The following is a 19,198-nucleotide window of genomic DNA, read 5'->3' on the forward strand; positions in this document are numbered from 1 at the left end:
ACCTGTCCGGCGGCGGCCGCTCGATGTGCCGTGGTCAGGAAGGATTTCCATGTCGACAAGCACCGGAGCAGTCGCTTCACTCCCCGCATTCCTCGACGGTCGCACCAAACGCCTGCTGATCGGCGGCCGTTGGGAGGCCGCGGCCTCGGGGCGCACCTTCGTCAGCATCGATCCCTCCACCGGCGCGGTGATCGCCGAACTGGCCGCCGCCGATGCCGTCGATGCCGACCGCGCGGTCACCGCGGCCCGCTCGGCGCTGGTGGGCCCCTGGCAGCACTTCTCCCCGCGCGATCGCCAGGCCCTGCTGTGGGCGTTCGCGGACAAGGTGCAGGAGCACTTCGACGAACTGCGCCTGCTCGAATCGCTCGATATGGGTTCGCCGCTGGGCCGCCGCCGGCCGGAGTCGCGCGCCTGGGAAGCCGAGGTGTTGCGGTACTACGCGGGCTGGGCGACCAAGATTCACGGTGAGACGCTGCCGAATTCGATTCCGGGCTCGGTGTTCAGCTACACGGTCAAGGAGCCGGTCGGGGTCGTCGCCGCGATCGTGCCGTGGAATCGCCCGGTCGCCAACGCGGTGTGGAAGATCGCCCCGGTGCTGGCCACCGGATGCACCCTCGTGCTCAAACCCGCCGAGGAGGCGAGCCTGGCCGCGCTGCGGCTCGGAGAACTGTTGAGCGAGACCGGGATTCCCGACGGCGTGGTGAACATCGTGACCGGCGACGGTGAATCCGCCGGCGCCGCGCTGACCGTGCATCCGGGCGTGGACAAGATCGCGTTCACCGGATCGACCGCGGTGGGTCGCGAGATCATCCGCTCCTGCGCCGACACCCTCAAACGCGTGTCGGTGGAACTGGGCGGAAAATCTCCCGACGTGGTCTTCGCCGATGCCGATCTGACGAAGGCGGTTCCGGGCGCCGGAATGGGCGTGTTCTCGAATTCGGGCCAGACCTGTTGTGCCGGGACCCGCATCTTCGTCGAGCGGCCGATCTACGACGAATTCGTCGACCGCCTGTCGGATTTCGCGCGGTCGCTCACCGTCGGCAACAGCCTGGACCCGCGCACCCGGATCGGCCCGCTGGTCTCCCGGCAGCAACTCGACCGCGTATGCGAATACCTGGCGATCGGCCCGGACGAGGGCGCGCGCACCACGGCCGGTGGGGCGCGCGTCGATATCGGCGATCTCGCCGCCGGCTATTTCGTGGAGCCGACGGTATTCGCCGATGTGCGCGACGAGATGCGGATCGCGCGCGAGGAGATCTTCGGTCCGGTCGCCTGCGTGCTGCCGTTCGACACCCTCGACGAGGTGGCCGAGCGGGCCAACGATTCCGATTACGGCCTGGCGGGCGGAATCTGGACCCGCGACATCGGCACCGCCCATCGGCTGGCGGCCCGATTGCGGACCGGCACCGTCTGGGTCAACACCATGCTGCTGTTCGATCCGGCGGTGCCGTTCGGCGGATACAAGATGAGCGGATACGGACGCGAGATGGGACCGCATTCGCTGGAGGAATACCTCGAGGTCAAATCCGTGTGGATCGATACGGATTGACCGTTCACGCCGGTGCCGCGCAGCGAATACCCAAGGGGCCGAGCAATATTCGCCGGCCCCTTCGGCACGCCGGAACGACTCGATCAGCTACGCAGCAGCCGCCCCGCAGCCGTGTCGGCCACATCCACGCCGTCACGGCGAGTCTGGACGCCGTTGACCCACATGTGCGCGACGCCGGTGCTGCGCACGACGAGCCGATCCGCTCCCCCGGGCTGATCGTGCACCCGCTCGATCGGGGTCGTTCCGACGGTCGCGGGATCGAAGGCCACCAGGTCGGCGAAATACCCCTCGCGAATCAGCCCGCGCTCGCGGATGCGGAAGGCGTGCGCGGGCTGACCGGTCAGGCGCCACACCGCATCTTCCAGCCCGATGGCCTTGCGCTCGCGCACCCAATGTCCCAGCAGATGGGTGGAGTAGCAGGCGTCGCAGAGCTGACTGGCGTGCGCGCCCGCATCGGACAGGCCCAGGATCGTGCGCTTGTCGGCGAGCAGATCACCGATCTCGTCGTCGCCGTCGTTGTCGAGGACCACGCGGAAGCGCGTCGACATCCCGTCGGCGAGCGCGACGTCGAGCATCAGGTCGAAGGCGGTGGTACCACGCTCGGCGGCCAAGCGGTCCAACGGGATTCCCACCAGGGCGGGATGGGCGACGGTTTCCTCCACGGCGACCTTGGGCCACCGATGCGCCCATGCGGCCAGCGTCGCCGGGCGGGCCCGCTCCCGCCATGCCGCGTCCCGGTAGAGCGCGGCGCGTTCCTGCCGCGGCCGGGCGAGGACTTCCTTCCACTCGTCGATCTCCCCCAGCGGCGTGGGGTCGGCGAGGCTGACCTGCATCACGATGGGCCGGCAGGCGATCTGCGGGTACACCTCACCGGGCAGCGCACCGCCGCGCTCCACCGTGCGCATGGCGGCGCCGGGTTTGTCGGCGCGCGCCACCAGCGCTGTCCAGGTGACCGGAATGCCGTAGCGCACGGACAGATCCGAGAACTGGTTGACGAACATGCCGGGCCCGATCGACACCTGCAGGATGCCCTTGCCCACCGCGCCCAGTTCCGCCGCCAGCGCGTCGACCTCGTCGACCTCGGCGAAGCGACTGGGCACCGGGCGGCCGAACGCACCCTGATGGGCCGGTTGGCGGGAGGTGGACAGTCCGACCGCACCGGCGGTCACCGCCTCACGGACCAGCGCGCGCATGGTGTCGAGTTCCGCGGGGGTGGCGGCGCGTTCCTCTCCGCCCAGGACGAACAGCCGCAGGGGCGTATGTCCCAGGAACGCACCGACATTGAGCCGCTTGCGGCGCCGCTCGAGGGCATCGAGATACTGCGGGAAGGTCTCGAAGCACCAGTCGATGCCGGCATTCAGCGCCTCCATCGACATACCCTCGACGTTTTCCAGTGTGCGCACGATGATTTCGCGATGCGGCGGCCGGGTCGGCGCCACCCCGAAACCGCAATTGCCCATGATCACGGTGGTGACACCATGCCAGCAGGAGGGCGTGAGATCGCTGTCCCAGAGGATCTGCGCGTCGTAGTGGGTGTGGATATCGATGAAACCCGGTGTGAGGGTGAGCCCGTCGAGATCGACGATGCGCGTGTCCGGTCCCGGCGTCAGCTCGCCGGGCGCGCCGACGGCGGTGATGCGGTCCCCGGTGATTCCCACCTCGGCGGCCCTGCCGGGGTCGCCACTTCCGTCCACCAGCCAGGCGCGGCGCAGCAACAGATCCATGGGTCCTCCCGGGGAGTGTGAATCAGCAAGGGGGTCGGACATTCTCACGCCCGGCGGGCGACGGCCAGCGCGTCCTCGAAACCGCGGTGCAGATGCTGGGGGGCGGGCTCGTTGCGGCCGAACACGATGGTGTCCAGCACGCCTGCCCGGATACCGGGCTCGGTCCGCGCCGCCACCCAGAAGTCCTCCCCGTCGACCACGGTCTCGCAGATCCAGGGGGCCATCTCCACGGCCTTGGCCCGTTCGGACTCGCTCAGACCGGGGCGCAGATATGTGCTGTGCACGACTTCGGAGGAGTTCGCGTCGACCGGGACGATCTGCCACAGCTCCACGTGCCGGCTGTCGAAGGTGAGGCTGGTGTTCGGAAACAGCGCGTACTGCAGGCTGATATGGCCCATCACGTCGCCCCACTGCTCGTCGGGCAGCTCGCGCAGTTCGTCGATCGAGCGCAGTGCGGAGCAATTGCGCAGATGCCGGCCGAACGGGTCGAAGGTCAGCACGCCACCGTAGGCGTATTTCGCCAGGGTCCGGCGGTGCAGAAAGCGGAAGTGGTAGTTCTCACGGAAGGTGTCGAGGGTGACCTTCCAGTTGGCCCCCACGCGGTGCACGTGCGGTTCGCCGTACAACTCCCAGTCCGCGAACTCGAGCACCGCCAGTTCGTCGGCCAGGCCGGGGCCGAGATATTCGTCGATGTCCACGGCAGGCCCCGGGCGCAGCGATCCGACGATCAGCCCGTACCCCTCGCTGACGGGCAGTTCGACAAGTCCCTTGCGCTCCAGGCACATTCCGGTGAAGGCGTCGTCCACGGGCACGGCGACCAGGCGGCCGTCGAGATCGTAGGTCCACGAGTGGAACGGGCAGGCGAATCGGCTGCGGGCGCCGCCGCCGTCGACCACTCGCACGCCGCGGTGGCGGCAGGCGTTGGCGAAGGCGCGGACGTGGCCTTCGTCGTTGCGGGTCAACAGGATCGGGACGCCGCACAGGTCGACGGTGCGGTAGGTGCCCGCGTGCGGAAGCGCGCCCGACAGGCACAGCACCAGAGGGTGGCCGCGAAACAGGACGTCGAATTCCTCGGCATGCCGCTGGGTCGAATAGATATCGGTCGGCAACTCGAGGATTTCCGGCGCCAGATCGGTGGTGCCCTCGTCGATGTGGTCGAGCAATCGGCGCGCGAGGCTGTGTTCCAGCGCTTGCCTGTCCATAACACACTCCACCCGAAACTCCGGACCCGAAGGACGGTCACCTCGGAGCTTAGTAGGTGATTACTTACTCCGCAAGGAAAGGTGAGAACCCGGTTCTACCTGGAGAGATCGCCGTGATCACGCCGAGCGGTGGATGCCGTCGCGAGCGCATTAGGATAAAGTGTGTACCCACTAACAACGCCGATCGGCACCGGCGTCGGCCCGGAAACGAGGAGGACTCGTGGCCAGAACCACGACGACCGGGAGTTCCACGATCCCGCCCACCCCCGCCAATGGCGCACCGCCGGTACGGCGCCGGCTCACCGCCGAGGCGCGCAAGAGTTCGATCCTGGCCGCCGCGCGCCGCGCCTTCAGCGAGACCGGCGATATGAACGGCACCACGGTCAAGATGATCGCTGAGCACAGCGGTATCAGCGAGGGAATCATCTACCGGCACTTCGAGAGTAAGGATCAACTGTTCTTCGAAGCGGTGGTGGAACCGCTCAAGTCGGCCGTCGACGATCTGGTCGCCGCGACCGCCGTCGTCGACCGCGATCAGCCGCTGACCCCGCAACGACAGCTGGAGACGCTCAAAGGTCTGTACCGCCAACTGATTTCGACGCTCGACGAGGTGCTGCCGCTCCTGGGCCTGGTGCTGTTCGGCGATCCACAGGTGGCCCGGCGGTTCTACCGGGAGAATTTCGCGGTCGCCATGGACCGGCTCGCCGAGGCGTGGCGCGAGGTCGAGGATCGTTACGGATTCCCCTTCGAATCGCCCAACATCTCCGCCCGTGCGGTGATGGGCATGGCACTGATGCAGGCCCTGGAAACCCGGCACGGCACCGCCAAGAAGGCCGACCGCGACCGGGCCGTCACATTGATCAGCGAGGGCACGGTCAAGGGATTCTTCCCGGTGATCGAGGGGGCCGAATCCGATGAGCCCACAGCATGATTCACCGCGCGGCACCGCGTCGCGCAACGGCTTGGAGATCGTGACGGAGTTGTCGCGCCGCTTCGCCGCCGGTGACGGCGCGGGCGCGCTGGCGCTGTTCCACCCCGACATCCGCATCGAACAACCGGCCTCACTGCCACACGGCGGCAGCTACCACGGACATGCCGGGGTGGCCGCCATGGGCGAATCGTTCGGACGGTACTGGGAGCGCAGTATCGACAATCCGCGCATCTTCGGCTCCGAGGAATCGGTGGTGCAGTTGACCACCCAGACCTGGACGGCCAAGGAATCGGGGCGGCACGCCACGGTCGACGTGGTGGAGCTGTTCTCCTTCGCCGACGGCATGGTCCGCGAGATCCGGGTGTTCCAGCAGGACACCCACGCCCTGCTGGAAACGCTCGAACCACGGTGAGAACCTCGGCAGCCGAACATCTTCCGGCTGCCGAGGGCGCGAGCTCAGGGCACGTCGACGACGACCGCGGTGCCCATCCCACCTCCCGCGCACATCGCCGCGACGCCGACCCCACCGCCGCGGCGCCGCAGTTCGTGCACGAGGCTCAACACCATCCGGGTTCCCGTCATCGCCACGGGATGTCCCAGACTGCAACCACTTCCGAGGACATTGACCTTCTCCTCGTCGAGCCCCAGCGCCCTGGTCGCGGCGACCGCGACCGAGGCGAAGGCCTCGTTGATCTCCCAGAGCGCCACATCGCCCACCGACAGTCCGGCGCGCGCGAGCACCTTCTCGATCGCGGGCGCGGGCGCCAGGCCGGTGTCCGCGGGCGCGACGCCCACCGACGCCCAGGCCCGGACCACGGCCAGCGGCTCGATTCCGCGCTCGCGGGCCAGTGCGCGGTCCGCGACCACCACCGCACCGGCCGCGTCGTTGATGCCCGCGGCGTTCCCGGCGGTGATGCCGAAGCCCTCGATCTCGGGATGCAGCGGTTTCAAGGAGGCCAGCTTCTCCAATGACGATGTGCGCCGGGGATGTTCGTCGACGGCGAAGGTGACCGTACTGCCGTCGCGACGGGTCACCTCGATCGGCACGATCTCCTCGGTGAAGCTGCCGGCGTCGATCGCGGCCACCGCGCGCTGATGGGAACGCAACGCCCACTCGTCCATCTGCGCGCGCGTTATCCCGGCCTTGACCGCGGCGTTCCACCCGACCGTGATCGACATATCCCGCACGGGTGCGTCCGGAGTTTCGCGGTGACTGGGCGCGAGCCAGTCCTCCTCCCATTCCTCGGAGCCCGGAATGCGCCGATTCACCGTCGGCGCGGTCGAACTCGACTGCACACCGCCCGCCACCACGATCCGATCCATCCCGGCGATCACCGAGGCGGCCGCGCTCTGCAGCGTGGACAGTCCGGAGGCGCAGTGCCGGTTGTGCGCGATGCCGGGCGCGTTCACCAGCCCGGCCTCGATGGCGACGTACCGGCCGATAGCCCCGCCGCCGTACAGCGATTCGCCGAGGATGACGTCGTCGACGAGGTCGGGTTCGACGCCCGCTCGGCGCACCGCCTCGGCGACCGCCGCCGTTCCCAGTGTGAAGGCGTCGGTTTCGGTGAGCGACCCCTTGTATGCCGTTCCGATCGCCGTGCGCGCGCCCGAAATGATCACGGCCTCATGGCTCATTGGTGCCACCCCGATTCTCAAATAAGTAAGTGTTCTCTAACTTAGATATCGTAACGACGGCCCGGCGCACGGGCAACGGCCCGCTTCGGCGGCAACGCGCCATCGGCCCGCGAGATTCTCAGCGCGCGGTGACCAACCGGCCGGGGACCGCACCGGTGGTTTCGTCGTGGTCGACGAGCACGTGTCCGTTGACCAGCGTGTAGTCGTAACCGCGTGCCCGCTGCACGAATCGCTGTGCGCCCAAGGGGAAATCGGCGGCCATCTCCGGGGCGAACAGGTCGAGATTCGCCAGATCGATGACGTTCACATCGGCGTACGCGCCCGGTGCGAGCACCCCGCGATCGGCGATTCCGAACAGATTCGCGGCATCGACGGTCAGTCGCCGGACGGCCGGGCCGATCCCCAGCAGTGCCCGATCCCGCACCCAGTGCCGCAGGAAATAGGTCGAATTGCCGGCGTCCATGGTCAGCGCGACGTGCGCACCCGCATCGGCGACGCCCAATACGACGTCGGGGTTGGTGATCATGCGCGCGACCGCGTCCAGATCCTGATTGAGCACCGGGTAGTACAGCAGTCCACGGCCGTTCGTCTCGAGCGTGTAGTCGATGAAGGCGGCCGCGGCGCCGACGCCGCGCCGCCGCGCCTCGGCTGCCAGGCTGTTGTCCGCCCCGACGTCGTAGGCGGCCGAACCCGGCGGCAGCAGATACATTTTCGCCGGATCCTTCGGCGCCAGCGGACCTGATGCCTGCGAGGGCAGTTCGGCTTCGGCGATCAGGCGATCGCGGACGTCGCCGCGGGCCAGCAACTCGAGCCGCGTAGCCGGCGGTTCGGCCATCACCTCGGACCAGGGGGGCAGTGCGTCGTACGGGGTGCGTCCGGCGATTCCGTAGACGATCGCGCTGCCGCGCACCGCGGTCATCGGGCGCAGATCGGCACCTCGCGCGCGGGCCCCGGCCGTCTGTTCCATCACCCAGGACCACAGTCCGGGACGCCGGTCGCTCTGCATGATCGAAAAGGTCAGGGGCCGAGCGGAATTCAGGCTCACCTGTTCCATCCACGCCATTTCGGCGCGGGAATTGGCACGGTCGGCGCCGTCGCGCTCGCCGATGCGCGGGACCACCTGGAAGGTCCCGCGCCCGCGTTCGGCGAGGACGCCGGCGATCGCCCACAGCTCCTCCACGTCGGCGAAGGTGCCCGGCACCGGCCGCCCGTCCGGCACGGTGTGCATATAGGTCCGGGAGGTCGAGAAGCCCAGCGCTCCGGCGTCGACGGCCTCGCCGACCAGTTCCGCCATCGCGGCGCGGTCTTCGGCGGTGGCGGGCGCCTCGTCGAGACTGCGCTCCCCCATCACGTAGTAGCGCAGGGCGGCGTGACCGATCAGCCCGCCGACGTTCACGCCGAGTTCGCGGTCGCCCAGTGTTTTCAGATAGTCGCCGTAGGTCTGCCAGCCCCAGTCCAGCCCGGCCATGATCGTGTCGGCCGGGATGTCTTCCACCGACTCCATCATCGCCGCCAAGTAGCCCTCCTGCCCCGGCCGCACCGGCGCGAAGGTGACGCCGCAATTGCCCATCACCACCGTGCTCACGCCCTGATAGCACGAGGGCGTCGCGAGCGGATCCCAGAACAGCTGGGCATCCAGATGGGTGTGCACATCGATGAACCCGGGGGTCACGAACCGGCCCGACGCGTCGATCACCCGGCGGCCGGAGCCGACCGCCGGGCCGATGTCCACGATCCGGTCCCCGTCGATCGCCACCTCCGCCCGACGCGGCGGCGCACCCGTTCCGTCGACCACGTTCCCACCGCGAATCACGATGTCATGCATGGTTTTCCATCCTTCCCGGTGCGGGCCGCCCGAGCATAAATAAGCAGGTACTCACTCAACATAACCCGGGAAACGCTCGCATATCACCGGGTACCGTGAGAAAGTAGGTACTTACTTGCTAGGCCCCGATCCGGATTACCGTCCGGAGCACTCAGCGCAGGAGTCGACGTGGGATCGATGGACGGCCGGACCGCACTGGTGACCGGCGCGAGCCGCGGCATCGGCCGGCGGATCGCCGAACGCTTCGCCGCCGAGGGTGCGGCGGTGGCGGTGGTGGCTCGCACCGCCGAACCGGGCGCCTCGACGCTTCCCGGTTCCATCGAGGAGGTCGTGGCGCACATTCGCGATCACGGCGGCCGGGCAGCGGCGATTCGCGCCGATCTGACGGTTCCCGCGGAGGTCGAGACGGTCGTGGCACGGGCCGAAGCGCTACTCGGGCCGGTCGACATCCTCGTCAACAATGCCGGGGTGAACTTCTACGGCCCGGCCCTCGACATCCGCCCGCACCGCTACGGCCTGATGTTCCAGATGATGGTGCACACCCCGTTTCGCCTGTGCCAGTTGGCGCTTCCCGGGATGATCGAACGCGGGCTCGGCTGGATCCTCAACATCACCTCCAAACAGGCGCGCCACCCCCTGGGGCCGCCCTATCCGGAGTGGGCCGCCGACGGCTGCGTGCCCTACGGCATGTGCAAATCGGCGCTCGATCGCCTGACCACCGGCCTGGCGGCCGAGGTGTACGGCACCGGCGTGCGAATCAACAGTCTGGGCACCTCCGGTCTGGTCATGACTCCCGGCGTCGCCGTCGTCTCCCCGCACACGCCGGACAACACCCCGGTCGAACCGGACGACGCCATGGCCGACGCCGCTGTGCTGCTGTGCACGTCCCCCCACGACACCGGACGCATCGTCTACAGCATGGAACTGCTCGGACGGTCCTTTCCCGACGGGCCGTGGGCCCTGTCGGCCACCTACTGAATCGCCCGACACCGGAGGACAGTCATGCACGTATCCGTCGATCCCGACCGCTGCCAGGGCCACGCCCGCTGCTGGGAGATCTGCCCGGAGGTCTTCGACCTCGATGACGAAGGGCACGGCCGCGCAACGCTTTCCAAGGTACCGGCCGACCTTCGGGACCGGACCCGCGAAGCGGCCGACAACTGCCCCGAACGCGCGATCGTCCTGAGCTGAGCCACCCGCTCTCGGCTACCGCCGGCGCATTGCGCGCCCGGCCTATACGTAAAGGTCCGCCGACCGTCACGGGGGGCGGACCTCGACGTACGCGGGCCGCAGCCGGCCCGCGACATGTCACGACTCGGGAATCGAGGCCGGATCGGCGGGGGTGAAGTCGTAGACCCGCGACGCATTGCCGACGGTGATCTTGTCCTGCACGTCCTGCGGAAGGTGCCCGAGCCACTTGCCGGCCATCTGCACGGTGTCCGGCCAGGTGGAATCCGAATGCGGGTAGTCGCATTCCAGCATCACGTTGTCCTCACCGATGATGTCCAGCAAGCGAATTCCCGCTTGGTCCTCGATGAAGGTGCCGTACACGTGGTCGCGGAACAACCGCCGGATATCGGTATCGAGATCGAAGGTCGCTTCGCCCTTCTGCTCGCCGCGTTCGTGCGTGGCGTTCATGCTGATATCGAACCGCGAGGCCCAGAACCGCTGTTTGTCGACCACCTGCTCGGCGCGTTCGAGGAAGTACGGAATCCAGCCGATGCACCCCTCGGAGAGGGCGATCTTGAGATTCGAGTACTTCACGAAATTGCCGCTGAACAGCCAATCCAGCAGTGTCCCCGCCTGGTTCGCGGCCGCGGAGTAGGCCATGAAGGCCAGCGTCGGCATATCCTCGGAGGTCCGGATCATATTCGAGGACGATCCGACGTGCATCGAGATCACGAAGCCGGTGTCGTCGCAGGCGCGAAAGACCGGATCCCAGAAGTCGGTGTGGATCGACGGCAGGCCGAGTTTGGTCGGGTTCTCCGAGAAAGCAATGGATTTCGCCCCCAACGCCGCGGTGCGCTCGATTTCGGCCGCGGCGGCGACGGGGTCCCACAGCGGGATGATCATCATCGGGATGAATCGGCCGGGATAGGCCTGGGCGAATTCCTCGAGAATGAAATCGTTCCACGCCCGCACGCACAGCAGCGCGAGCTCCTTGTCCTTCGCCTCGTGGAAGATCTGGCCGCAGTAGCGCGGGAGCGAGGGGAACAGCATCGACGACAGCACGTGCCCCTGGTTCATATCGGCGACCCGCGCCGCCGGGTCGTAACAACCCAGCCGCATCTCCTCGTAGGTGATCGGCTCGGGGGAGAATTCCTCGCGCTTCTTACCGGCCACGGCGTTGAGGCCGGTGGTGACGATCTGGCGATCCTCGTAGATCCAGAATTCCGACTTGTCCTCCCGGACGATCCGGGGACCGGTCTCGCGCCACTTCTCCGGCAACCGCTCCTGCCACAGCCGCGCCGGCTCGATGAGATGGTCATCAACCGATATGAACCAGCTGAACGACATGGGATCTCCCAACTCCGGTAACAAAGCGAATACTTACATACAAGGTAGCCCGATGCCGGGGCGGGCGCCAGGGCTGCCGGCGATTCGTTGCCCGGTCGACCGGTTCACACGATGACGGTGCGCACGCCCTCGGCCCGGGAGAGCAGCTGCACACCCTTGTTGATCTCGTCGAGCGAAATGCGATGGGTGATCATGGATTCCAGATCCAGGCGCCCCGCCTCGGCCAGCCGGATGAAGCGCGGGAAGTCGCGCAGGATCTGGGCCCCGCCGACCACCGATCCGGCGATCCGCTTGCCGGAGAACACCGTCGAGATCGCGGGCAGCGTCAGTACATCCGCGGTCGAGGGCATGCCGACCAGCGTCACCACACCCTCCACTCGGGCCATATCGATGGCTTGGGTAACGAGTTCGGGACGGCCGACCACCTCGAAGGTGAAGTCGGCGCCGCGCCCGCCGGTCAGCTCCCGTACCTGCGCGACCGGATCGCCGGCCTGCGGGTCGACGGTGTGGGTGGCGCCCACCCCGATGCTCGCGTCCCGGCGGCCGGGCATCGGATCGACGGCGACGATCGTGGCGGCACCGGCGATATGCGCCCCCTGGATGACCGACTGCCCGACCCCGCCGCAGCCGATCACCGCCACCGACGAGCCCGGGGTGACGCCGGCGGTATTCAGTGCCGCCCCGAGGCCCGTGGTCACCCCGCAGCCGAGCAGGGCGAGCTGTTCATCGGCCAGATCGGTCTGCACGGCGACCACCGACGCTTCGTGCACGACCATCGCCTCGGCGAAGGTTCCGCAGCCGCACACCGCGGCGGCACTGCGGCCGTCGGCGAGCCGGAAGCGTTGTCGCCGTTTGACTTCCGCGTTGAGTTCGCAATGGTTCGACATGCCGTTGACACACGACCAGCAGTGCCCGCAGGCCGGTGTCACCGAGGCGAGCACCCGATCGCCCACGCGCACCCGGCGCACCTCGGCGCCCACCTCCTCGACCACCCCACACCCCTCGTGGCCGGGCACGATCGGCAGCGGCAGCGGCGAGAGCCCGTTGATGACGGTGAGGTCGGTATGGCAGATGCCGCTGGCGCTCAGGCGCACCACCACATCGTGGGGGCCGGGTTCCGGCAGGGGCAGATCTTCGATTTCGAGGGGCCGGCCGACCTCGTAGGCGACAACGACTTTCACTGCGTACCTCTGACGATCGATTCGGATGCGCCGCGACTCCCGCCGCTGCGCCCCGCTTGTCAAGCGAGTGCTTACTCATATTAGGAGCGCGGCGAGTGTCTCGGCGCCGATTCGCCACACCGGAGCGGCGACGCCTCCTTCTGCCGCGGAATGCGGTGCGACCTTGACATCCTCTATCGCCGGTGCGAAGTTAGTAACTGTGTGCTCACTTACTCAAGGCACACTTTCCTGACCGCGGGCGATCCCGGAGGTAGCGCAGAGATGGAATACGGGTTGATCGATGCCGACGGGCACTACTACGAGCCCGACGACTGCTTCTCGCGCCACATCGAGTCGCGCTTCGCCGATCGCACCATCCGGGTGGAACGCGGCACGGACGGACTGGGTCGCATCTTCCTGCGCGGGCAGCGCACCTTCATGAGCGTGATGCCCGGCGACTACGCCTCGGCGCCGGGCGCGCTGCAGGGACTGTTCGTCGGCGGCGTCGCCGACGGATTCACCCATCGCGAGGTGGTGACCTCGAAGGACCACCCGGAATTCGCCGAGCGCGGTGCGCGTTTGGCCGTTCTCGACCGGCAGGGCGTGGATGCCACGATCATGTTGCCGACACTGGGTGTGGCCGTGGAGTACGACCTGCGAGACGACATCGAGCTCACCTACGCGAGTCTGCGGGCATTCAACCGCTGGCTCGAGGAGGACTGGGGATACGGCGCCGACGGGCGGCTGTTCGGCGTACCGATGCTCTCGCTGCTCGATATCGACCAGGCCGTGCGTGAGCTGCACCGGGTACTCGACGCCGGTGCGCGGATGGTGCATCTGTGCCCCGGCCCCATCGCGGGCCGCTCCCCCGCCGACCCGATCTTCGATCCGTTCTGGGCGACCGTCTCCGATGCCGGAATTCCGGTGGCCTTCCACGTATCCAACAGCGGCTACCAGCATTTCTACGGCACGCACTGGTCGGAGAACCCGGACAATCCGTCGCATCAGCAATCGCCGCTGCAATGGGCGCTGTGCAATACCGAACGCCCGGTGGTCGACACCTTGATCGCGCTCACCCTGCACAACCTCTTCGGCCGCCACCCGGGGGTGAAGATCGTCTCGATCGAGAACGGCTCGAATTGGCTTCGCCCCCTGTTCAAAACGATCGACAAGGCCGCCGCACTCGGCCGCCGCGGCCCGATGATCGGCGGCAAGTTGCCACCCCGCCCGAGCGAAGCACTGGCCGAACACCTGTGGGTCTGCCCCTTCCCCGAGGACGACGTACACGACCTGATCGACGCCATCGGCGCCGACCACGTCCTGTTCGGCTCGGACTTCCCCCACCCCGAGGGCCTGCGCGAACCACGCGACTACCTGCCACGACTGGAAACCTGCGATCCCGAAGTCCGCCACCAGGTCTTGCGCGGCAATACAGCGGGACTACTCGGACTGAACTGAAGATTCGAGCCTGCCACAACGGCAGCCGACGCCCCAGGCGTTGTGGCCGAACACACCGCATCGGCAAGCCGATCGCGAACCGATCGCGTCAGTCCAGCTGGCGCGCGACCTTCGTGGCGAGCAGTTCGTCCACCTGAGAATCGTCGAACCCCAACTCGCGCAGCACTTCCGCGGTGTGCTCGCCGACACCCGGGATCATCAGGCGGGGGCCGCCGGTCACGTCGGGGCCGGTGCGCAGCAGGGGGCCGATCTGTTCGAAATAGCCCCAGTCGGCGGTCCGATAACCGACGACCCGGCCGATTTGGTGGTTCACCGGATCGTCCAGGATGGCGTGGCGGAAGCGGTTGCGGTCCATCGGCTCGATGAGTTCGGCGAGGATGCCGAGTTCGCGTAGCCGGCGCACCCAGTCGGCGGCGGGGGCGGTCGCGAAGGTGAATTCGAGTGTCGCCTCGGCCGCGCGGGCGGCGCTGTCGTCGTCGCCGCTGCGTAGCGGGACGTAGTCACCCAAGCTCGGGCCACCGGCGGCGGCAGCGACGAATCCGTCCAGCTTCCACCAGGATTCGGCGTCGGCGACCACGAGTGCGAACCACTCGCCGTCGGAGCCCTCGTAGATTCGATAGCCGGGACCGTACCCGGTCTGCCGCTCGTCCAGCGCCGGGCCGGCGACGAGTTCGCCGTCGCGCACGAAAACACCGCAGTGCATGAGCATTCCGGCGCCGAGCAGACTGGTGATCACCTGCTGACCGCGCTGCTGGGTGGCCCGGGCGTAGAGACCCAGCGCGATGCCGGCGGCGGCGACCCAGCCGCCGGCCATATCGATCGGTATCCAGGTCGCGGCCAGCGGCTCGTTGTCCGCGCCGCCGATCGCCCGCTCGAAACCGGTCAGCGCCTGCATCAAGGCGTCGTTGCCCGGGTAGGCCGCCCGCGGGCCGGTGGCGCCGAAAGCACTGGCGTGGCAGTACACCGCGTTCGGATTCAGGCGTGCCACGGTGTCCGCGTCGATACCGAGCCGCTCCGCGACACCGACGCGGAAGTTGTGCAGCACCACATCGGCGCAGGTGAGCAGCTTCTGAACCACCGGCCGCGCCTCGGGAGCGTTGATATCCAATGCGAGACTGCGCTTTCCGCGTTGGCAGGCCGCCACCGCATAGGCGGCGGCCCGCATCGCCTCACCACTCGGTGGCTCCACCTTGATCACATCGGCGCCCAGGTCCGCCAGCACCTCGGCAGCCAGCGGCCCGGCGACGAACGCCGAGAAGTCCACGACGCGTAGGCCCTCGAAAAGCGCTGCGGCAGCGCGCGTTCGCGAGGCGCGAGGCAAACCCGAGGCCGGACGCAGCGGGTGGATCTCGAACGGCGAGCCGATCATCAGATCCTCGTGTCCGCGGTCGGAACGGGTGACGGCCAAACCGGTTGCGGCGGTGTACGGATCGCGCAGCACCTCTCCCGGCCCGAGCACCGGCTCGCAGGCCACCCCCGCGGCGCGCAGCCGCTCGACCCATTCCTCGCGCGGTCGTGTGGCGAACAACGACGTCCACCGCTGCGCGCGGGCCCGCAGTTTGCCGGTGGTCTGGTCGGTGTAGTACCCGTCCGGACTGGGTTCGTCGCCGAGGACCTCGATCACCGCCTGATACATGCCCTTACCGCCGAACCACACCTGCAGCAGTTCGCCGTCGGCGCAGCGGTAGAGGAAATTCGGGAAGGTCGAGCCGTGTTCCCAATACGATTCGACTTCGGGCGCGGCGCGTTCGGATCGGCCGATCATGCAGCCGAGGGTGGCCAGCATCCCGTCGTAGAGCGAGGTTTCGCTCCAGCCGCCCGTACCGGTGCCGACGCGGCGATGCAGCAGCGCGAATACCGAGGTGAGCAGCAGGAAGGCAGCCCCCATGCCGGACGCGCGCACCTCGGGGAAGATCGGCCCGGGACGATGGCCCCGCAATTGCGTGCAGAAGCCGGCCCGCGCCTCGACCAGGAGTCCGAAATCCTCGACCGTTCCGGCTGCGGTGCGACTCGGCCGGCAGCGTGCGTACACGAGCGCGGGATTACTTGCGGCGCACTCACGAAACCCCAGTCCGCGCGCCTCGACGAGATCCTCCGGACCGTAGACCAGCGCGATATCCGCCGTCCGCAACAACTCGGAAATTTCCGCCGCCTCGCTGGTGGTGAGGATGCGCTTGTCGCGATGCCAGACGCGGCCCCACGGCACCGCGGCGTCGATCGGCGCATCCTCGCCGACCACCCGCACCACACGTGCCCCGAGATCGGCCAGCAGCATTCCCGGCAGCCCACCGGCCAACCCCGGCCCGAGATCGCTGACCCCCACCGCGATCTCGACCACCGTCAAACCCGCGCAGGGACCTTCGCCACTCATATCAGAGCCCTTTCGAACAACCATCCGACGTCGCCGGGAACGCTGGACAAGCCGGTGAACCGACAGCCGGCGCACTCTGCGCGGGCACCCCCGCCGGAACCGAAACGCCCTCGGCCCCGGCACATTCGGTGTTCATCGCCCGACCCGAACGGGCAGTTCCAATCTCGGCAGCACCTCTTCGGCGGCCAGCCGAACCACGTCCAGCGTGTCCGATCGCGTCGCCGGCGCGATCACGAAATGCCGCACGCCCGCGTCGACGTATTCCTGCAGCCGCACCGCGACCTCGTCGGGTGTACCGGCCGGCGCGATTCGCAGCAGCATGTCGCCCGGTTTGCCGCCGTAGGCGCCACCGAGGAAATCGGCCACCTCGGCGCGGGCGCGGTCACCGTCGCGGCGAATCGAGCAGTACAGATACATCGTCCACTCGAAGCCGGTGAGGTCGCGGCCGATCGTCGCCGCTTCCTGCCGAATCGCGGTGACCGAGCGGGCATACGCCGACGGCGACACGAGATACGGCATCCAGCCGTCGCCCCGGCGTGCGGCACGACGCATCGCCGGAGCTTTGCGCCCGGACACGATCAACGGCGGGCCGCCGGGTCGCATTCTGGAGCCGTCGGGGCTGCGGACCGGGCGCAGATGCAGATCGCGGAATCGGAAGAACCGGCCCTCGTGATCGACCGGTTCGTCGCGCCACAGTGCGCGCAGCACATCCATCGCCTCGTCGGTGCGGGGGCCGCGTTCGGACAGCGGCACACCGACGGCCTCGAATTCGTGCCGGAACTCCCCGCCGACCCCGAGCCCCACCGACACCCGCCCGCCGGAACGGGCATCCAGATCGGCGAGTTGTTTGGCCACGATCACCGGCGGATAGAGCGGCAGCAGCAGCGTCGCCGTTCCGACCCGGACGCGTTCGGTCCATGCGACCATCAGCGACAGACGGGTGACGGCCTCACCGGTAGTACTCGGCGGCAGGATGTGGCCGCCCTGCCAGACGGATTCGATGGGCAGGCGTTCGGCAGCGGCCAGCCAGTCCCGATCCGGTTCCGGCATCGCGGCTGCCCCGAAGACGATGCGGTCGGCGGACATCCGACTCCTTCGGCGAGCAGTGCGCCGATGCCCGATCGGCACCGACCACACGAAGATAGCAAATGCTCACTTATCATGATAGTGGTTATAGGCAGCAACGACTCGCTCCTGGAGGCCGGATGAACGCGATACCGGGTATCCCGCCGATGGTCACCGAGGAGACCGAGCCCTTCTGGGTATGGGCCGCCGCCGGCCGTTTGCTGGTCGAACATTGCCCCGCCTGCGGAGCCGATTCCTTCCCGCCCCGGGGCGTCTGCCGCCGATGCCGGCGCCGCACACCGGAATTCGTCGAAATTACTGGTCCCGGAACGGTTTACAGCTTCACCGTGAACTATCAGCGCTGGCTGCCCGACCTCGAGGTCCCCTATGCGATCGTGCTGGTGGAATTCCCCGGCCGCCCCGGCGTGCGGATCCCCGGACGGGTGCGCGGCTGCGCGCCGGCCGAGGTGACGATCGGCATGCGGGTCGACGTCGGATTCGAGCCCGGCCCGGGCGGATACGCCGTCCCCAGCTTCCTCGCCCGCGACGACGGGACCGGGGTCACGCGATGAGTACGGACCTGTTCGAGCATCGCGCCGTGATCTCCGGCATCGGTCAATCCGCGATCGCCCGCCGGCTCGACCGCTCCGGCCTGCAACTGACCCTCGACGCCATCCTCGCCGCCGTCGCCGACGCCGGGCTGACCGTCGACGATATCGACGGCCTCGCCATGTTCCCCGGCGGAGGTGTCGCCAATGTGCCCGGCTACGCCAACGGCAATCTCTACGAGGTCCAGGACGCGCTGCGCATCACGACCCGCTGGCGCCAGGGTCTCGTCGAAGGCATGGCACTGCCGTTCTACGGTCCGGCGCAGGCGATCGCCACAGGCCAGGCCCGCCACGTGGTGATCTGGCGGACCGTGAAGGAGGGCAGCGCCGCCCGCGCCGCCGGTGGGCGCCCGGCCTACGGATCCACCAAACCCGCGGCCGAAGGCCCGCAGGCATGGCTGCTGCCGATCGGGATGCTGTCCCCGGTATGCCAGATCGCCCCGTTCGCTACCCGCTACATGTACGAATTCGGGCTCACCCGAGCGCAATTGGCGTGGATACCGGTCACCCAGCGCACAAGCGCCGCCCACAATCCCGACGCCGTCTACCGTTCGCCGCTCACCGTCGACGACTATCTGGCCGCGCGGATGATCTCCTCCCCGCTCTGTTTGTTCGACTGCGATGTGCCGGCCGACGGCGCGACCGCGATCGTGGTGTCCGCGGTCGAGACGGCCCGCGACCTACGCGCACCGGTCCGCATCGAGGCGATGGCCGGCGTGGTGGACGGGCGCCCGGCCTGGGACCAGTGGGAGGACATGGGCCGGGTGGGCTACGCGACCGCCGCGGACCTGTGGGCGCGTACCGCGCTGACTCCCGCCGATGTGGACACCGCCCAGCTCTACGACGGTTTCAGCATCGAGGCGGTGTGGTGGCTCGAGGCGATGGGCTTCTGCGGCACCGGCGAGGCCGGGGACTACATCGACGGCGGCAAGCGCATCGCGCTGGGCGGTGAGCTGCCGCTCAACACCTGGGGCGGTCAGCTCTCGGGCGGGCGATTGCACGCCGGATTCGGCCACACCGCCGAGGCGGTGCGGCAGCTGCGCGGCGAGGCGGGCGCGCGGCAGGTCGCCGGCGCCGAGGTCGCGGCGGTGACGAATGTCGGCGGAATCGAGTCCGGCGCAGCGCTTTTGACGCGCTGGTGAGGTAGCAGTAC

At 68.3% G+C, this 19,198-nt stretch carries 16 protein-coding genes; 8 read left to right on the top strand and 8 right to left on the bottom strand.

Going from position 1 to position 19,198, the window contains the following annotated elements; all coding sequences use genetic code 11:
• Window positions 1-49: 49 nt before the first annotated feature.
• Entirely contained in the window at window positions 50-1,549 is a 1,500-nt protein-coding gene (locus ACPCUW_RS28310) for an aldehyde dehydrogenase family protein (RefSeq protein ID WP_423428179.1), read from the top strand.
• 83 nt (window positions 1,550-1,632) lie between these two features.
• Here ACPCUW_RS28310 and ACPCUW_RS28315 read toward each other — a convergent pair whose 3' ends face one another.
• A complete protein-coding gene (locus tag ACPCUW_RS28315; protein WP_423428181.1) occupies window positions 1,633-3,273 on the bottom strand; it encodes an N-acyl-D-amino-acid deacylase family protein in 1,641 nt (546 codons plus the stop codon).
• A gap of 44 nt (window positions 3,274-3,317) precedes the next feature.
• Window positions 3,318-4,475 (bottom strand): aromatic ring-hydroxylating oxygenase subunit alpha, encoded by a 1,158-nt coding sequence (locus tag ACPCUW_RS28320; RefSeq protein ID WP_218401385.1) that lies wholly within the window; start codon window positions 4,473-4,475, stop codon window positions 3,318-3,320.
• A 220-nt stretch (window positions 4,476-4,695) separates the two neighbouring features.
• On the opposite strand from ACPCUW_RS28320, the gene ACPCUW_RS28325 reads away from it, so the two are divergent.
• Both ACPCUW_RS28325 and ACPCUW_RS28330 read left to right on the top strand, forming a co-directional pair.
• Entirely contained in the window at window positions 4,696-5,406 is a 711-nt protein-coding gene (locus tag ACPCUW_RS28325; protein ID WP_423428183.1) for a TetR/AcrR family transcriptional regulator, read from the top strand.
• A complete protein-coding gene (locus tag ACPCUW_RS28330; RefSeq protein WP_063018693.1) occupies window positions 5,390-5,818 on the top strand; it encodes a nuclear transport factor 2 family protein in 429 nt (142 codons plus the stop codon). Before ACPCUW_RS28325 ends, ACPCUW_RS28330 begins: the two co-directional genes overlap by 17 nt.
• 44 nt (window positions 5,819-5,862) lie before the next feature.
• Here ACPCUW_RS28330 and ACPCUW_RS28335 read toward each other — a convergent pair whose 3' ends face one another.
• Both ACPCUW_RS28335 and ACPCUW_RS28340 read right to left on the bottom strand, forming a co-directional pair.
• Complete coding sequence (locus ACPCUW_RS28335; protein ID WP_063018691.1) at window positions 5,863-7,041, bottom strand: thiolase family protein; 1,179 nt, start codon at window positions 7,039-7,041, stop codon at window positions 5,863-5,865.
• A 118-nt stretch (window positions 7,042-7,159) separates the two neighbouring features.
• On the bottom strand, window positions 7,160-8,866 hold the full coding sequence (locus ACPCUW_RS28340) for an N-acyl-D-amino-acid deacylase family protein (RefSeq protein ID WP_423428186.1): 1,707 nt from the start codon (window positions 8,864-8,866) through the stop codon (window positions 7,160-7,162).
• 177 nt (window positions 8,867-9,043) lie between these two features.
• Here ACPCUW_RS28340 and ACPCUW_RS28345 point away from each other — a divergent pair, with 177 nt between their 5' ends.
• Window positions 9,044-9,844 (top strand): SDR family NAD(P)-dependent oxidoreductase, encoded by an 801-nt coding sequence (locus tag ACPCUW_RS28345; protein ID WP_423428258.1) that lies wholly within the window; start codon window positions 9,044-9,046, stop codon window positions 9,842-9,844.
• 24 nt (window positions 9,845-9,868) lie between these two features.
• Window positions 9,869-10,057, top strand: coding sequence for a ferredoxin (locus ACPCUW_RS28350; protein ID WP_423428188.1), 189 nt, complete (start codon window positions 9,869-9,871; stop codon window positions 10,055-10,057).
• Window positions 10,058-10,174: 117 nt separating this feature from the next.
• Here ACPCUW_RS28350 and ACPCUW_RS28355 read toward each other — a convergent pair whose 3' ends face one another.
• On the bottom strand, window positions 10,175-11,383 hold the full coding sequence (locus tag ACPCUW_RS28355; RefSeq protein WP_423428189.1) for an amidohydrolase family protein: 1,209 nt from the start codon (window positions 11,381-11,383) through the stop codon (window positions 10,175-10,177).
• 104 nt (window positions 11,384-11,487) lie between these two features.
• Complete coding sequence (locus ACPCUW_RS28360) at window positions 11,488-12,564, bottom strand: Zn-dependent alcohol dehydrogenase (RefSeq protein ID WP_423428190.1); 1,077 nt, start codon at window positions 12,562-12,564, stop codon at window positions 11,488-11,490.
• Window positions 12,565-12,825: 261 nt separating this feature from the next.
• Between ACPCUW_RS28360 and ACPCUW_RS28365 the strand changes: the two genes are divergently transcribed.
• On the top strand, window positions 12,826-14,001 hold the full coding sequence (locus tag ACPCUW_RS28365) for an amidohydrolase family protein (RefSeq protein ID WP_423428192.1): 1,176 nt from the start codon (window positions 12,826-12,828) through the stop codon (window positions 13,999-14,001).
• Window positions 14,002-14,089: 88 nt separating this feature from the next.
• Here ACPCUW_RS28365 and ACPCUW_RS28370 read toward each other — a convergent pair whose 3' ends face one another.
• Window positions 14,090-16,372 carry a CoA transferase gene (locus ACPCUW_RS28370; RefSeq protein WP_423428193.1) on the bottom strand — a complete coding sequence of 761 codons (2,283 nt, stop codon included), beginning with the start codon at window positions 16,370-16,372 and terminating at the stop codon, window positions 14,090-14,092.
• A gap of 132 nt (window positions 16,373-16,504) precedes the next feature.
• Window positions 16,505-17,458: an LLM class flavin-dependent oxidoreductase gene (locus tag ACPCUW_RS28375; RefSeq protein WP_423428194.1), complete on the bottom strand. Its 954-nt coding sequence runs from the start codon at window positions 17,456-17,458 to the stop codon at window positions 16,505-16,507.
• A 119-nt stretch (window positions 17,459-17,577) separates the two neighbouring features.
• Between ACPCUW_RS28375 and ACPCUW_RS28380 the strand changes: the two genes are divergently transcribed.
• Both ACPCUW_RS28380 and ACPCUW_RS28385 read left to right on the top strand, forming a co-directional pair.
• Window positions 17,578-18,009: a Zn-ribbon domain-containing OB-fold protein gene (locus ACPCUW_RS28380; RefSeq protein ID WP_423428196.1), complete on the top strand. Its 432-nt coding sequence runs from the start codon at window positions 17,578-17,580 to the stop codon at window positions 18,007-18,009.
• Window positions 18,006-19,187 (top strand): thiolase C-terminal domain-containing protein, encoded by a 1,182-nt coding sequence (locus tag ACPCUW_RS28385; RefSeq protein WP_063018663.1) that lies wholly within the window; start codon window positions 18,006-18,008, stop codon window positions 19,185-19,187. Before ACPCUW_RS28380 ends, ACPCUW_RS28385 begins: the two co-directional genes overlap by 4 nt.
• Window positions 19,188-19,198: the final 11 nt, after the last annotated feature.

The organism is Nocardia sp. AB354 (genome assembly GCF_049538315.1).
Classification (GTDB): Bacteria; Actinomycetota; Actinomycetes; order Mycobacteriales; family Mycobacteriaceae; genus Nocardia; species Nocardia nova.